Raw genomic sequence first — 15357 nt, 5'->3', positions numbered from 1 at the left:
GCCGCTTAACCGGCTCAATTTAGCGTGTGCCATCCTTTTGCGACAGTTTCATTTCATCGAACTTGCAAAGAGCACGGATATGCTTCAAACGCATGTCGTACGCGCTGAAGGAGACGAAAATGGCCGGCGGTTCCATCCCCCACTTCCAGAACGACGCGGGGCACGCGGCAATCGAGATCGGCGTGCGGGAATTCATGTGCGTCGGCGCCAACCCGCCCTTCGACCATCCGCACGTTTTCCTCGACCTCGGCAGCGACGACGAGAAGGTCTGCCCCTACTGCTCGACGCTCTATCGCTATTCGGCCAAGCTGAAGGCAACCGAAACCGTTCCGGCCGGCTGCCTCTATATCGACCGCGCCGCCTGAGGCGGCTTCCAGCCCGAGCCCGATGATGGAGGCACGCCGCCGCATCGTGATCGCCGGCGGCGGCATTGCCGGGCTGACGGCCGCTCTGGCTTTCGCGCAGCGCGGTTTCGCGGTCGACATATTCGAACAGGCCGAACGCATCGAGGCGGTCGGCGCCGGCCTCCAGCTCTCCCCCAATGCCACCCGCATCCTGGTCAGGCTCGGCGTGCTCGAGCGCCTGCTGCCGTCGGCGGTGCGGCCAGAGGCTGTGGTGCTCAGGGATGCCGCCGCGTTGAAGGAACTGGCGCGCGTGCCGCTTGGCTCCTCCGCCGAACAACGCTGGCAGGCGCCTTACCTGACCGCCCATCGCGCCGACCTGCAAGACGCGCTAGTCGCCCAAGCCGGCGCTACCGCCGGCATCCGGCTGGTGACCGGCGCGCGCATCACCTCGGTCGAGACCGGCAATGATGGCGTGACCGCGCGGATCGAGCGCGATGGCAAAACGGACACGGCGCAGGCAGACCTCGCGGTCGGTGCCGACGGCGTCTGGTCGGCGATGCGCCGGCGCGACGGCCTTGCCGGCAACAGCCGCTTCACCGGTGAGCTTGCCTGGCGCACCACCGTGAAGGTGGAGAGCGCGGCCGGCCGGTTGTTTGCGACACTCAGCACCGACGGCTGCGTCAACGCCTTCCTCAATCCGCATTTCCATCTGATCGCCTATCCGGTCAGCGCCGGTGCGGCGATCAATCTCGTCGCCTTCACCAAAGGCGAGAGGATAGCCGAAGGCTGGTCGGGTCGAGGCGATCCGTCGATCCTGGCGAAAGCGATGAACGGCGCGGCGCCCGGCTTGAGGCAACTCATCGACGCCGCCGGGCCGTGGCTCGCCTGGCCGCTCCATGCGGTCGACCAGCGCGCCGCCTGGACCGACCCGGCCGGGATCGCGCTGATCGGCGACGCCGCGCATGCGATGACGCCCTTCGCCGCGCAAGGCGCCGGCATGGCGATCGAGGACGCAGCGACGCTGGCCGCGAGCGTTGCCGAAACGCCAGGTGCGATGGGCGAGGCGCTGGCCCGCTGGGAACTGCAGCGCAAGCCGCGCGTCGCCAAGGTGACCCGGCGCGGCGCGCTCAACCATATGGCCTGGAACGCGGCGGGGCCGGTCGCGCTGGCGCGCAATATGGTGCTCAAATTGCGCTCGGGCGAGCGCCTGGCCGCCGATCTCGACTGGCTCTATGGCTGGCAGGCGCCGTAAGTCAGGTATCCACACGCGGAAACTGCCCTATGGGCGTGCTGTCCGGGCCTGATCGTGGTTGTAGAGCTGCATCGAGAGACCAAGCGACCATGGCAGCGGGTTCCACCAGCCGGTCCTGAGACCGGCGATGCGCAACGCTTTGGCGGTCCAGGTGTTGCAGCCGACAAGCGCGTTGAAGGCGCCATTGGCTTCATAAAACCCATCCGTGGCCGCATAGCCAGCACCCGGAATGAAAACCGGGCCACCCTGTCCGCGCGCGAAACTCGCCTCGATGAAATCGAGCAGAGCGGAAAAACGCGGCTCGGAGATATCGTAGCCGGCGACGGCCGGATGCGGTTCGGGAATGGTGCCGGCGACGTCGACATGCATGACCGAGGCATCCATGGTCAGAGCTTTCAGGACCGGCGCTGGTTTCAGCTGCGACCAGGTTGGCGTTTCCAGATAAAAGGCACGACCGCCCCAGCCGAAGACCAGATAGCGGACGCCCTCGCCGCCTATCGGAATGCCGTCCCCGGACAAGAACCGAAACCGCTCCAGCAGCGCGGCATCGACCGGGATGGCGATGTCGGTGTGGATCGGATTTGAGAGGACATAAATGCGGCGCGTCGCCTGGCCACCGCCGTCGTCGGTACGCCAAAGCGGGCGCGGGAGCAGCGTGCCGAGCGCGGCTGCAACGGCAACCAGCGCCAGAAGCCGGACGATCCAGCGAACAGCCGTTCTCACCGTTGCACCTTCATCATGATCCTGTCCGACATGACGGCTCGGCCGACCGGCGGCCAACAAAAAGGCCCCGCCGGCAAGCGGCGGGGCCCGATCTGAAAAGCACCAAGGCGATCAGTGCAGGATCTGGCTGAGGAAGAGCTTGGTGCGCTCGTGGCGCGGGTGGTCGAAGAACTCGACCGGCGTGTTCTGTTCGACGATCTGGCCCTGGTCCATGAAGATCACACGGTTCGCGACCTTGCGCGCAAAACCCATCTCGTGGGTCACGCACAGCATCGTCATGCCTTCCTCGGCAAGACCGACCATCGTCTCCAGCACTTCCTTGATCATTTCGGGATCGAGCGCCGAGGTCGGCTCGTCGAACAGCATGATGCGCGGGTTCATGCACAGCGAGCGCGCGATCGCCACACGCTGCTGCTGGCCGCCCGACAGCTGGCCCGGATATTTGTGCGCCTGCTCCGGGATCTTGACGCGCTTCAAGAAATGCATGGCGGTCTCTTCCGCCTGCTTCTTCGGGATCTTGCGCACCCAGATCGGCGCCAGCGTGCAGTTCTCCAAAATCGTCAGATGCGGGAACAGGTTGAAGTGCTGGAACACCATGCCGACCTCGCGGCGCACCTCGTCGATCTTCTTCAGATCGTTGGTCAGCTCCTTGCCGTCGACGATGATCTTGCCCTTCTGGTGTTCCTCCAGCCGGTTGATGCAGCGGATCATGGTCGACTTGCCCGAGCCCGACGGACCGCAGATGACGATGCGCTCGCCGCGCATCACCTTTAGATTGATGTCCTTCAGCACATGGAACTCGCCATACCATTTGTGCATGCCGACGATCTCGATGGCGACATCGGTGTCGGAGATATGCATCTTGTTGGTGTTGACCTTCAGCTCTTCCGCGCTGACTGTATTTTCTGTGGCCATAAGCCGAGTTCCCCTTGATTGATTCCTGACGGTGACCGGCAGGCGGTCAGCGTTTGTAACCGGTATCGAGCCGGCGTTCCATGAAGATAGAATAGCGGGACATGCCAAAGCAGAACAGCCAGAATACCGCCGCCGCGAAAATTAGGCCGGAAGCCGGCGTCTGCGGCGTGGCCCAGTTGGCGTCGGAGAAGTTCTGGCGCACGACGCCGAGCAGGTCGAACATCGAGATGATGTAGACCAGGCTGGTGTCCTTGAACATGCCGATGAAGGTGTTGACGATGCCGGGAATGACCAGCTTCAGCGCCTGCGGCAGGACGATGAAGTACATCTTCTGCCAGTAGCGCAGCCCGAGCGAATCGGCGCCCTCGTATTGTCCCTTGGGGATGGCCTGGAGGCCACCGCGCACCACTTCCGCCATATAGGCGGCGGCAAACAGCGACACGCCGATCAAGGCTCTCAGGAACTTGTCGAAGGTGACGCCCGCCGGCAGGAACAGGGGCAGCATAACGCTGGCCATGAACAGCACGGTGATGAGCGGCACGCCGCGGATCGTCTCGATGAAGATCACGCACAGCATCTTGACCACCGGCATCTTCGAGCGCCGCCCGAGCGCCAGAAGAATGCCGATCGGCAGCGAAACGGCGATGCCGACGAAAGACAGCGTCAGCGTGACCAGCAGACCGCCCCACAGCGGCGTCTCGACATGCGGCAGGCCGAACATGTTGCCGACCAGAAGGACGAAGGCGACGATCGGCAGCACGAAGAAGAGCAGAACCGCGTTCAGGCCCTTGCGTGGCACGCGCGGGATCAGCAGCGGCACCAAAAGCGCCACGAACAGAACGGCGGCAAGGATGGGACGCCAGCGCTCCTCGAACGGATAGCGGCCGAACATGAACTGGCCGAATTTGGCGTTGACGAACGCCCAGCAGGCGCCGGACCAGCCGTCCGGCTGCACGCCGCCTTGCGCGACCGTGGCGCAGGCCGTGCGGTCGGCGCCGGACCAGACCGCGTGGATGAAGGCCCAATTGATGAGCGGCGGCAGGATCATGGCGACCAGAAAAAGGCCGATCACGGTCAGGATCGAATCGCCGACCGAGGCGAACAGGTTCTTGCGCACCCAGGCGCCGAGACCATATTCGCCGGCCGGCGCCGGCATTGGCTGCGCCATCTCGGTGCGAACCCAGGAAAGATCGCTCTGTGCCATGGGCCTACCTCTCCACCAGCGCCATCTTGGCGTTGACCCAGTTCATCACCGCGGAGGTGATCAGGCTGAGGCCGAGATAGACCGCCATCATGATGAGCACGCATTCGACCGCCTGGCCGGTCTGGTTGAGCACCGTGCCGGTCGTTGCCGTCAGGTCCGGATAACCGATGGCGATGGCCAGCGACGAATTCTTGGTCAGGTTGAGGTACTGGCTGGTCAGCGGCGGGATGACGATGCGCATGGCCTGTGGAACGACGACCAGCCGCAGGATCGGCCCCGACCGCAATCCCAGCGCGCCGGCCGCTTCCGTCTGGCCGCGGCTGACACCCTTGATGCCGGCGCGCACGATCTCGGCGATGAAGGCCGCCGTATAGAAGGACAGCGCCAGATAGAGCGACAGGAACTCCGGCTTCACCTGGAAGCCACCCGTCAGGTTGAAGGTCGACTTCTTCGGCATGTCGAACGACAGCGGGAAACCGCTGGCGACAAAGGCGAGCAAGGGCAGGCCGACAATCAGCGCAACGGATGTCCAGAACACCGGGAACTGCTGGCCGGTCACCATCTGGCGCTGGCGGGCGCGGTGCGCCACGAACCAGGACATGGCGATGCCCAGCACCAAGGCGAGCAGGATCAGCCACGAGCCCTCGCCCCATACGGCGCGCGGGAAATAGAAGCCGCGACTGTTGAGGAACGATCCGAACGGCAATCCGATGCTGTCGCGCGGCAGCGGCAGTACCGACAAGACGCCGAAATACCAGAAGAAGATGACCAGCAGCGGCGGGATGTTGCGGAACAGCTCGACATAGACCGTGCAGATCTTGGCGATCAGCCAGTTTTTCGAGAGCCGGCCAATGCCGACGATGAAACCGATGAGGGTCGCGGTGACGATGCCGGCCGCGGCGACGATGGCCGTGTTGATCAGGCCAACGATGATGGCGCGGCCATAGGTCGAATCCGACGTATAGGCGATGGCACTGTCGGAAATGTCGAAACCGGCGCGCCCGTTGAGAAAGGCGAAGCCCGACGCAATGCGCAGACGCTGGAGATTGTCGATCATGTTGCCGACGATCCACCAGACCCCAAGTATCAGCGCCAGGGCGACGACGACCTGGACGAAGATGGCGCGAACCTTCGGGTCATTGATCAAGGAGCCCCGGCTGGGCGCCTCGCTAAGGACTTCCTGCGATGCCATTGGATCATCCTCTGGGTGAATTACCGGAAGGTGGACGAGCCACCTTCCGGACGGGATTCACGATCAGCGGATCGGCGGTGCGTATTGCAGGCCACCCTTGGTCCACAGCGCATTCAGGCCGCGCGCGATCTTGAGCGGGCTGCCGGCGCCGACATTGCGGTCGAACATTTCGCCGTAATTGCCGACAGCCTTGACGATGTTGACGACCCAGTCGTTGGTCACGCCAAGGTCGGTACCCAGCTTGGTGTCGGCTTCCTGGCCGAGCACGCGCTTGATTTCCGGACCGCCCGAGGCCTTCATCTCCTCGACATTGGCCTGGGTGATGCCGAGTTCCTCGGCCTGCAACATGGCGAAATAGGTCCACTTGACGATGTGGTACCACTGGTCGTCGCCCTGGCGAACGGCCGGGCCGAGCGGCTCCTTGGAGATGATCTCCGGCAGCACGACGTGGTCGGCCGGCGACGACAGCGTCAGGCGAATGCCGTAGAGGCCGGACTGGTCGGTCGTGTAAGCGTCGCAGCGGCCGGCATCATAGGCGGCGTTGACCTCTTCGAGCTTCTCGAAGACGACCGGGTTGTACTCCATCTTGTTCGCCTTGAAGTAGTCGGCGAGGTTGAGCTCCGTGGTGGTGCCGGACTGCACGCACACCGCGGCGCCCGACAGCTGCAGCGCGGAATTGACGCCCGGCAGCTTCTTGGCGTTCACCATGAAGCCCTGGCCGTCATAATAGGTGGCGCCGACGAAATTCAGGCCGAGCGCGGTGTCGCGGTTGATCGTCCATGTGGTGTTGCGCGACAGGAGGTCGATTTCGCCCGACTGCAGCGCGGTGAAACGCTCCTTGGCCGACAGCGGCGTGAACTTGACCTTGGTGCCGTCACCGAAGACAGCGGCCGCCACGGCGCGGCAGAAATCGGCATCGAGCCCCTTCCATTCGCCCTTGTCGTCCGGCGCCGAGAAACCGGCCAGGCCGGTCGAGACGCCGCATTGCAGAAAGCCCTTCGCCTTGACGGCTTCCAGCGTGGTGGCAGCAGAAGCCGCGGAAGCCATCAGACCGACGGTCGCTGCTGCCAGAATGCCGATTGCAATATGTTTCATGACCCACAGACCCTTTTCTGTTGATCGGGCGCATTCCCCGATTGTTTGTGCGAACACAGCCGGCCGTTCCAGCCCACTTCAGGAACGCGGCTTCAAAAGCCGGCGCACGAGCTGCTCCCGTTCACGAAAGGCATCGAAGGCGATAATTCCCGTGAGGTCAAGGAAAATGACCGAAAGGTGGCGGTCGGCAAGCAAATAAGATCGGGCGTCCGGCACAGATGCTGTCGCACCGCCGAACAGTTCGGCAGCTTGATGAAATTCCGGGTCGAAAACTGTGCAAAATCACAGCAAAGACCTGACCGTGCTTGGTCCATCCGAAGCGTGAAACTGGCGGTGTCCAGGCAGTTGCGCAGCCGTCGCTGGCGAACTATCCCTTCGGGACTTCAACTGGCGGCAGGATCATGACGAAGAAGAACGACAAGTGGGGCATCAACACGCGGCTTGCCCATAGCGGCAACAACCCGCGCGACTTCTTCGGTTTCGTGAACCCGCCCGTGGTGCACGGCTCGACCGTGCTCTACCCGGACGCCGGCACCATGGCGGCGCGCGGCCAGAAATACACCTATGGCACGCGTGGCACGCCGACGACGGACGCACTGGAAGCCGCCATCGACGAACTCGAGGGATCGGCCGGCACCATCCTGGTGCCGTCGGGCCTCGCCGCGGTGACCGTGCCGCTGCTGGCTTTCGCCTCGGCGGGCGACCATGTGCTGATCGTCGACAGCGTCTATCACCCGACCCGCCATTTCGCCGATAATATGCTGAAGCGACTGGGCATCGATGTCGAATATTACGCCCCGCATGTCGGCGCCGGCATCAAGGCGCTGCTGCGCCCCAACACCAAGATCGTCTTCACCGAATCGCCGGCCTCGAACACGTTCGAGATGCAGGACATTCCCGCCATCGCCAAGGTGGCGCGCGCCGCCGGCGCCGTCGTGATGATGGACAACACCTGGGCGACCCCGCTCTACTTCAAGCCGCTCGACCACGGCGTCGACATCTCGATCCATGCCGCCACCAAATATCCGGCCGGCCATTCCGACGTGCTGTTGGGTACGGTTTCCGCCAACGAGGCCTGCTGGCCGCGCTTGCGCGAAGCATTCGACGCGCTGGGCTGCTGCGCCGCGCCAGACGATGTCTATCAGGTGCTGCGCGGCCTGCGTACGATGGGCGTGCGGCTGGAACATCACAGCAAGAGCGCGCTCGATATCGCACGATGGCTGGAAGGTCAGCCCGGCGTTGCGCGCGTGCTGCACCCGGCGCTACCCAGCCACCCTGACCATGCGCTGTGGAAGCGGGATTTTTCCGGTTCGAGCGGTGTCTTCTCGATCGTGCTGGCCGGCGGCGGCCAGAAACAGGCGCATGCCTTCCTCGACGCGCTGAAGATTTTCGGCCTTGGCTATTCCTGGGGCGGCTTCGAGAGCCTGGCGGTTCCGGTCTTCCTTGGCGACCGCACCGTTTCCACCCGCTATGAAGGCCCGCTGATCCGCCTGCAGATCGGCCTCGAGGATGTCGCCGACATCAAGGCGGACCTGACCGCCGGGCTTGCGGCAGCGGCGTCGGCTTGAGGGCCAGAGCGGAGGCAAGCGGCGGCGTCGGCCTCGGTCGCGCCGCCTAGCGGGAAAAACTGCCGGCGTTCCTGAGGGCGGCGACCAGCAGGCTGGTATGCCCCAGAATGTCGACGGAAGCTTGCGTCTGCAGCGGCAGATAGCTCCAGGTCTCCAGCGGCTCGATGAAACTGGCCAATGTGCCGTTGACCCGGCAGGTCTCCAGCGACTGGCCGTTCTTGGTCAGCGCCAGGATGCCGACCTCGCCGGTCGGGTAGCGAATGCCGGCCAGCCGCTGAAAGCGATAGTCGCCCTCGACCCGGACATCGAAGACGATCTGGCCCGCGGTGCGGCGGGCGACGTCGACGACTTTCTCCGAAAATCCGGACGGCAGCGCACTGGCGGTGCGCACCGCCATATCGAACAGGACCGTATCCAACTCCGCCGCCATGTCTCATCTGTGAAGAGCGTTTGAAAACAGGCAATTGGGCCAAGCATGTTATGCACAGCCTGCGCGCCGCCTAATTTAGTTCGTCGACAATGGCGGGTTTGTGACCCGGCTTCGCGGAGCCGGATCAGGGACGACGGTATCTGCCGGAATCACATCTTGCAGACGGTCAGGATGGTGAGCCGGGAGGGGATCGAACCCTCGACCACATGATTAAAAGTCACGTGCTCTACCGCTGAGCTACCGGCCCATCCTGACGTGGCCATGGCGCCGGACAGTGCCCGGCACAGGCGAAGGCGTTTCCGACAAGTCGGCCCGCCCCGAAAGTGGGCGGAACATAGGGAGAGTGCCCCAGCCGGTCAACCGGAAAAAACGCCTTTTGAAAGCATAGTCTTCGGCCATGGAATCGATGGCGCCGCGATGGGATGACACCGGCGACCGAGGCTGCCTTCACGCGACGTAACGGAAGGCCGGATCCCACCGAAAACCTTCGATCACATTTTCGCAACCGACACGGCCGCCGGAACAATGGCAAGCGTCCATTCGTTTGTTTGTAGAGGGGTCTGTCCTTCGAAGGAGACGACCATGAACAAGCTCATTTCGGGCGCTCTGGCAACCGCCCTCGCCGCGGCATTCGCAGTGCCGACGGCTGCCATCGCCCAACCGATCTACGTTCCGATCAAGCAAGCCACCGACGCCAAGGTGCAGGACATTGCTTTCCGGCAATGGCCGCATGGCGGCGGTCACTGGCACGGTGGCGGTGGCCACTTTGCGCGCTGGGGCGGCGGCGGTCATTGGCATGGCGGCGGCGGCCACTTCGTGCGCTGGGGCGGCGGTCACTGGCATGGCGGCCATCATTGGGGCGGCCATCATGGCGGCTGGGTTCCGTTCGGGGCCTTTGCGGCCGGCGCCCTGCTCGGCGGCGCGTTCGCTGACGATTATTATGCGCCCAACTACGACTACTACGGACCACCCATGTACCGGTACTACGCACCGCCAGCCTATCGCGTCTATCGCAGCGCCGATGCGCACACGCAGTGGTGTTATGCCCACTACCGGTCGTATCGCGCCTGGGACAACACGTTCCAGCCGAACTACGGTCCGCGCCGGCAATGCTACGGCCCCTACTGAGGCGTGAAAGCGGCAGAACCTAGTGCCATAAAGACGGCCGTCCGGCGCGTCAGGTCGTCAATGTGCGCCTGACCGCATCGCGCCAGCCCTTGAGCTTGGCCGCGCGGACCTTGTCGTCCATCTGCGGGGCAAAGCGGCGGTCGAGCGCCCAGGCCTTGGCAAAATCCTTCATCTTCGGCCATACCCCTGCCCGCGAACCGGCCAGCCAGGCAGCACCGAGCGCGGTCGTCTCGAGGATGGTGGGCCGGTCGACGGGCGCATCGAGGATGTCGGCCAGGCGCTGCATCGTCCAGGTCGATGCCACCATGCCGCCATCGACGCGCAGCACCGTCTTGCCATTGTTGGTCTTCCAGTCCTTCTTCATCGCATCGAGCAGGTCGCGCGTCTGGAAGGCGACCGATTCCAAAGCCGCGCGGGCGAATTCCGCCGGCCCCGAATTGCGCGTCAGCCCATAGATGGCGCCACGCGCATCGGCGTCCCAATGCGGCGCGCCAAGCCCGACAAAGGCCGGCACCAGATAGACGCTTTGCGCCTCGTCGGCCTGGGCGGCGAGTTCGCCGCTGTGCTCGGCCTTGCCGATCACCTTGATGCCATCGCGCAGCCACTGCACGGCGGCACCGGCGACAAAGATCGAGCCCTCCAGCGCGTAGGTGGTCTTGCCGCCAAGCCGGTAGGCAATGGTCGTCAACAGCCGGTTCTTCGACCGCACCATGTCGGTGCCGGTGTTGAGCAGCGCGAAGCAGCCGGTGCCATAAGTCGACTTCATCATGCCGGGTTCGAAACAGGCCTGGCCAATGGTCGCGGCCTGCTGGTCGCCGGCAACGCCGAGAATGCGGATTTCGGCGCCGAAGAGGTTTTTGTCGGTTGCTCCAAAATCATCGGCGCAGTTCTTAACCTCGGGAAGCATACGCGCCGGGATGCCGAGGATGCCGAGCAATTCCGCGTCCCATTCATTGGTGGCGATGTTGTAGACCAGCGTGCGCGAGGCGTTGGTGGCGTCGGTCGCGTGGACCTTGCCGCCGGTCAGGCGCCAGATCAGGAAACTGTCGATGGTGCCGGCGAGGAGTTCGCCGCGTTCGGCGCGTTTTCTGGCACCCTTCACCTTGTCCAGCATCCAGGCAATCTTGGTGCCCGAGAAATAGGGATCGAGCAGCAGGCCGGTCTTCTTGGTGAATTTGGGTTCCAGCCCCCGCTTGCGCAGCCTGGCGCAGAGCGGCGCGGTGCGGCGGTCCTGCCAGACGATGGCGTTGTGGATGGGCTTGCCCGTCGCCTTGTCCCAGATGACGACCGTCTCGCGCTGGTTGGTGATGCCGATGGCGGCAATCTCGGCGGCCTGGCGGCCGGCCTTCTTCAGCGCCGTCTTGACCGTGGCGACAACGCTTGCCCAGATTTCCTCGGGGTCATGCTCTACCCAGCCGGAGGCCGGAAAATGCTGGGTGAATTCCTGCTGCCCGGTCCCGACCGGCTTCATCGCGCCGTCGAACACGATGGCCCGCGACGACGTGGTGCCCTGATCGATGGCCAAAACATAACCGGACATGATGCCTCCCTCGGCTGCGATATGAAGAAGGGAGCCGGTGCAAACCGCCTCCCCTCGATTTCAACAGACAGAACGCCGGAACGTTCTTACTTCTGCCAGCTCTTCACCAGCTCGTCATAGTTGATGGTGATCGGCTTGTCCTTCTCGGGCTCGATCTTGAGCTGAGGCGCGATGTTGCCGCTGGCGACGGCTTCCTTGTTCCAATACTCAAGATCGTGCTCCTCGGCGAGCTTCGGGCCGATCTCGCCCTGCACGCCTGCCTTCTCGAGGCGGCCAAGCACCTTTTCCTGTTCGGCGCAGAGCGAATCCATCGCCTCCTGAGCCGTCTTGGCGCCGGAGGATGCATCGCCGACATTCTGCCACCAGAGCTGTGCGAGCTTCGGATAGTCCGGCACGTTGGTGCCGGTCGGCGACCACTGCACGCGGGCCGGCGAGCGGTAGAACTCGATCAGGCCGCCGAGCTTCGGCGCACGGTCGGTGAAGCTCTTGTGGTGGATCGTGCTCTCGCGGATGAAGGTCAGTCCGACATGGCTTTTCTTGACGTCGATCGTCTTCGACGTGACGAACTGCGCGTAGAGCCAGGCGGCCTTGGCGCGGTCGTCCGGCGTCGACTTCATCAGCGTCCAGGAACCGACATCCTGGTAGCCGAGCTTCATGCCGTCCTTCCAGTAGACGCCATGCGGGCTCGGCGCCATGCGCCACTTCGGCGTGCCGTCGGCATTCATCACCGGCAGGCCGTCCTTGACCATGTCGGCGGTGAAGGCGGTGTACCAGAACATCTGCTGCGCCACGCCGCCCTGCGCCGGAACCGGACCGGATTCGGAGAAGGTCATGCCTTGCGCCTCTGCCGGTGCATAGGCCTTCAGCCAGTCGAGATATTTCTGGATGGCATAGACCGAAGCCGGGCCGTTGGTGTCGCCGCCGCGCGCCACGCAGGAACCGACAGGACGATCGCCGGCATCGACCCTGATGCCCCATTCGTCGACCGGCTTGCCGTTCGGAATGCCCTTGTCGCCATTGCCGGCCATCGACAGCCAGGCATCGGTGAAGCGCCAGCCCAGCGACGGGTCCTTCTTGCCGTAGTCCATGTGGCCGAAGACCTTCTTGCCTTCGATCTCGCGGCCGGTGAAGAAGGCGGCGATGTCCTCATAAGCCGACCAATTGACCGGAACGCCGAGGTCGTAGCCGTATTTGGCCTTGAATTCGGCCTTGTTCTTCTCGTCGTTGAACCAGTCGTAGCGGAACCAGTAGAGGTTCGCGAACTGCTGGTCGGGGAGTTGGTAAAGCTTCTTGTCGGGCGCCGAGGTGAACGAGGTGCCGATGAAATCGGCGAGGTCGAGGTTCGGATTGGTGACGTCCTTGCCTTCGTTGGCCATCCAGTCGCTGAGGTTGCGCACCTGCTTGTAGCGCCAGTGCGTGCCGATCAGGTCGGAATCGTTGACCCAGCCGTCATAGAGGTTCTGCCCGGTCTGCATCTGGGTCTGGATCTTCTCGACCACGTCACCTTCCTGGATGGTGTCGTGCGTCAGCTTGATGCCGGTGATGGCGGTGAAAGCGGGTGCCAGAACCTGCGATTCGTAGCTGTGCGTGGTGATGGTTTCCGACACGACCTTGATTTCCATGCCGGCGAACGGCTTGGCGGCGTCGATGAACCACTGCATTTCCTTTTCCTGGTCGGCGCGAGAGAGCGTCGAAACATCGCCGATCTCCTTGTCCAGGAACGCCTTGGCCTCGTCCATGCCCGCAAAGGCCTGGTTCACGCAGAAGAGAAGTGCAAGCGCACTCGTCGATGCTAATATTTGCCGTCGCATTTCGTTTCCTCCAGTTGCAAGGTTACAGGTGCGATTTGGAGCGGTCGCCGGCACGCGGCCGCTCCAGCCTTTTCTCCCTCTATGCGTAGCGGAACACCGCGATGGCGTAGACCACGGAGAGAGCGAGAGCCCACCACAGGCTGGGTCCGACAAGACCCAGCCAAGCGAGATGGATGAAGGCGCTGCCGAGCAGCGAAATGAAGAGGCGGTCGCCGCGCGTCGTCTCGAAGCGCAGCACGCCGACACGCGGGTTTCCACCCGGCGAGACATATTCCCACGCCGCCATGCCGAAGAGCAGAAGCGCGATGGTGGCGAAGAAGGTGGCGGTCTGCCAGGTCCATGCCATCCATGAAAAATCGATGTTCATGTCACACCCTCCCCAGCGCGAAACCCTTGGCGATGTAGTTGCGCACGAACCAGATCACCACCGCGCCCGGGACCAGCGTCAGCACGCCTGCCGCCGCCAGCAGCCCCCAGTCCATGCCGGCGGCCGAAACCGTGCGCGTCATGACGGCGGCGATCGGCTTGGCGTCGGTGGTGGTCAGCGTGCGGGCGATCAGCAATTCGACCCAGGAGAACATGAAGCAGAAGAAGGCGGCGACGCCGATGCCCGAGGCGATCAGCGGCATGAAGATCTTGAAGAAGAAGCGCGGGAACGAGTAGCCGTCGATATAGGCCGTCTCGTCGATCTCCTTCGGCACGCCGGACATGAAACCTTCCAGGATCCACACCGCCAGCGGCACGTTGAACAGGCAGTGGGCGAGCGCTACGGCGATGTGCGTGTCGATGAGGCCGAAGGCCGAATAGAGCTGGAAGAAGGGCAGCGCGAACACCGCCGGCGGCGCCATGCGGTTGGTGAGCAGCCAGAAGAACAGATGCTTGTCGCCAAGGAAGCGGTAGCGCGAGAAAGCATAGGCGGCCGGCAAGGCGACTGCGATGGAAATCACCATGTTCATAACGACATAGGTGATGGAATTGATGTAACCGCGATACCAGGACGGATCGGTGAAGATGATGGCGTAGTTCCTGAGCGTCGGCTCGTGCGGATAGAGCGTCAGCCCGGAAATGATCTCCGTGTTGGTCTTGAAGCTCATATTGACGAGCCAGTAGATCGGCAGGAGCAGGAAGACGATGTAGAGCGTGGGCACCATCCACCAGAACCGCGATTCCTCACCGCGCTTGCGCATGCGCCGCGCCAGATCCTCCTGCGACAGGCCACTGGCCAGCGCGCCGGCGGCAACGGCCGCATCCAGCGGGCCAGACAAACGTTCGTTGGCGCCCGTCATGTCAGCGCTCCGCGTCGTAGTTGGTCATGACGGTGTAGAACACCCACGACAGCAACAGGATGATGAGGAAGTAGACCAGCGACATCGCCGCCGCCGGGCCGAGATCGAACTGGCCGAGCGCCATCTTGACGAGATCGATGGAGAGGAAGGTGGTGGAATTACCGGGGCCGCCGCCGGTGACGACGAAGGGCTCGGTGTAGATCATGAATGAGTCCATGAAGCGCAACAGCACGGCGATCAGGAGCACGCGCTGCATCTTCGGCAGCTGGATGTAGCGGAACACCGCCCAGCGCGAGGCGCCGTCGATCTTGGCGGCCTGGTAGAAGGCGTCCGGAATGGAGACGAGGCCGGCATAACACAGGAGAACGACGAGGCTCGTCCAATGCCAGATGTCCATGATGATGACGGTGATCCAGGCATCGAAGGGATCCTGGACGTAGTTGTAGTCGATGCCGATCTGGTTGAGGTAATAGCCGAACAGGCCGATGTCGTTGCGGCCGAACACCTGCCAGATGGTGCCGACGACGTTCCACGGAATGAGCAGCGGCAAGGCCATCAGCACCAGGCAGACCGGCACGCCCCAGCCCTTTTTCGGCATGTTGAGCGCGATCAGGATGCCGAGCGGCACTTCGATTGCCAGGATGATGCCCGAAAAGACCAGATTGCGGCCCATCGACTGCCAGAAGCGCGAGGAAGTGAGCAGTTCCTGGAACCACTCGGTGCCGGCCCAGAAGAACTGGTTGTTGCCGAACGTGTCCTGCACCGAATAGTTGACGACCGTCATCAGCGGGATCACCGCCGAGAACGCCACCAGCACCAGCACCGGCAGGACGAGGAACCAGGCCTTGTTGTTCCAGGTCTTTTCCACG

The 15357-nt window shown here is 63.5% G+C and carries 15 protein-coding genes and 1 tRNA gene; 4 read left to right on the top strand and 12 right to left on the bottom strand.

Annotated elements, in window-relative coordinates; all coding sequences use genetic code 11:
* Positions 1-119 precede the first annotated feature (119 nt).
* Both AB4136_RS17640 and AB4136_RS17635 read left to right on the top strand, forming a co-directional pair.
* Complete coding sequence (locus AB4136_RS17640; protein WP_024924871.1) at positions 120-365, top strand: zinc-finger domain-containing protein; 246 nt, start codon at positions 120-122, stop codon at positions 363-365.
* Between the two features lie 22 nt (positions 366-387).
* Complete coding sequence (locus AB4136_RS17635; protein ID WP_036254816.1) at positions 388-1596, top strand: FAD-dependent monooxygenase; 1209 nt, start codon at positions 388-390, stop codon at positions 1594-1596.
* Positions 1597-1623: 27 nt separating this feature from the next.
* Here the strand turns inward: AB4136_RS17635 and AB4136_RS17630 are convergent, their stop codons facing one another.
* The 5 genes from AB4136_RS17630 to AB4136_RS17610 form a co-directional block, all read right to left on the bottom strand.
* Positions 1624-2319 carry a TIGR02117 family protein gene (locus AB4136_RS17630; RefSeq protein WP_036254813.1) on the bottom strand — a complete coding sequence of 232 codons (696 nt, stop codon included), beginning with the start codon at positions 2317-2319 and terminating at the stop codon, positions 1624-1626.
* 111 nt (positions 2320-2430) lie between these two features.
* Complete coding sequence (locus AB4136_RS17625) at positions 2431-3234, bottom strand: amino acid ABC transporter ATP-binding protein (protein ID WP_024924870.1); 804 nt, start codon at positions 3232-3234, stop codon at positions 2431-2433.
* Between the two features lie 46 nt (positions 3235-3280).
* A complete protein-coding gene (locus AB4136_RS17620; RefSeq protein ID WP_024924869.1) occupies positions 3281-4438 on the bottom strand; it encodes an amino acid ABC transporter permease in 1158 nt (385 codons plus the stop codon).
* A gap of 4 nt (positions 4439-4442) precedes the next feature.
* Positions 4443-5630, bottom strand: coding sequence for an amino acid ABC transporter permease (locus AB4136_RS17615; RefSeq protein ID WP_024924868.1), 1188 nt, complete (start codon positions 5628-5630; stop codon positions 4443-4445).
* A 63-nt stretch (positions 5631-5693) separates the two neighbouring features.
* The gene (locus tag AB4136_RS17610; RefSeq protein ID WP_024924867.1) at positions 5694-6725 is read right to left on the bottom strand and encodes an amino acid ABC transporter substrate-binding protein; all 1032 of its coding nucleotides are present in this window, start codon (positions 6723-6725) and stop codon (positions 5694-5696) included.
* A 401-nt stretch (positions 6726-7126) separates the two neighbouring features.
* Here AB4136_RS17610 and AB4136_RS17605 point away from each other — a divergent pair, with 401 nt between their 5' ends.
* Positions 7127-8293, top strand: a complete 1167-nt coding sequence (locus tag AB4136_RS17605) for a cystathionine beta-lyase (protein ID WP_024924866.1) — start codon at positions 7127-7129, stop codon at positions 8291-8293.
* A 46-nt stretch (positions 8294-8339) separates the two neighbouring features.
* On the opposite strand, the gene AB4136_RS17600 is transcribed toward AB4136_RS17605, so the two are convergent.
* Positions 8340-8723 carry a hypothetical protein gene (locus AB4136_RS17600; protein ID WP_024924865.1) on the bottom strand — a complete coding sequence of 128 codons (384 nt, stop codon included), beginning with the start codon at positions 8721-8723 and terminating at the stop codon, positions 8340-8342.
* Positions 8724-8895: 172 nt separating this feature from the next.
* Positions 8896-8970: transfer RNA gene (locus AB4136_RS17595), tRNA-Lys, on the bottom strand.
* Positions 8971-9305: 335 nt separating this feature from the next.
* On the opposite strand from AB4136_RS17595, the gene AB4136_RS17590 reads away from it, so the two are divergent.
* Positions 9306-9851, top strand: coding sequence for a BA14K family protein (locus AB4136_RS17590; RefSeq protein WP_024924864.1), 546 nt, complete (start codon positions 9306-9308; stop codon positions 9849-9851).
* Positions 9852-9900: 49 nt separating this feature from the next.
* Here AB4136_RS17590 and glpK read toward each other — a convergent pair whose 3' ends face one another.
* From glpK to AB4136_RS17565, 5 genes are all read right to left on the bottom strand, one after another.
* Complete coding sequence (gene glpK, locus AB4136_RS17585; protein ID WP_024924863.1) at positions 9901-11391, bottom strand: glycerol kinase GlpK; 1491 nt, start codon at positions 11389-11391, stop codon at positions 9901-9903.
* A gap of 86 nt (positions 11392-11477) precedes the next feature.
* Entirely contained in the window at positions 11478-13202 is a 1725-nt protein-coding gene (locus AB4136_RS17580) for an ABC transporter substrate-binding protein (protein WP_137900487.1), read from the bottom strand.
* Between the two features lie 79 nt (positions 13203-13281).
* Positions 13282-13569, bottom strand: a complete 288-nt coding sequence (locus AB4136_RS17575) for a DUF2160 domain-containing protein (RefSeq protein ID WP_024924861.1) — start codon at positions 13567-13569, stop codon at positions 13282-13284.
* A 1-nt stretch (position 13570) separates the two neighbouring features.
* Entirely contained in the window at positions 13571-14488 is a 918-nt protein-coding gene (locus AB4136_RS17570; protein ID WP_137900486.1) for a carbohydrate ABC transporter permease, read from the bottom strand.
* A 1-nt stretch (position 14489) separates the two neighbouring features.
* A complete protein-coding gene (locus tag AB4136_RS17565) occupies positions 14490-15356 on the bottom strand; it encodes a carbohydrate ABC transporter permease (protein ID WP_137900485.1) in 867 nt (288 codons plus the stop codon).
* Position 15357 lies beyond the last annotated feature (1 nt).

Origin of the sequence: Mesorhizobium sp. 2RAF21 (assembly GCF_052115345.1) — a bacterium.
Taxonomy (GTDB): domain Bacteria; phylum Pseudomonadota; class Alphaproteobacteria; order Rhizobiales; family Rhizobiaceae; genus Mesorhizobium; species Mesorhizobium terrae.
The sequence above is the reverse complement of the archived record's forward strand: the minus strand, read 5'-3'. Positions and strand labels throughout refer to the sequence as shown.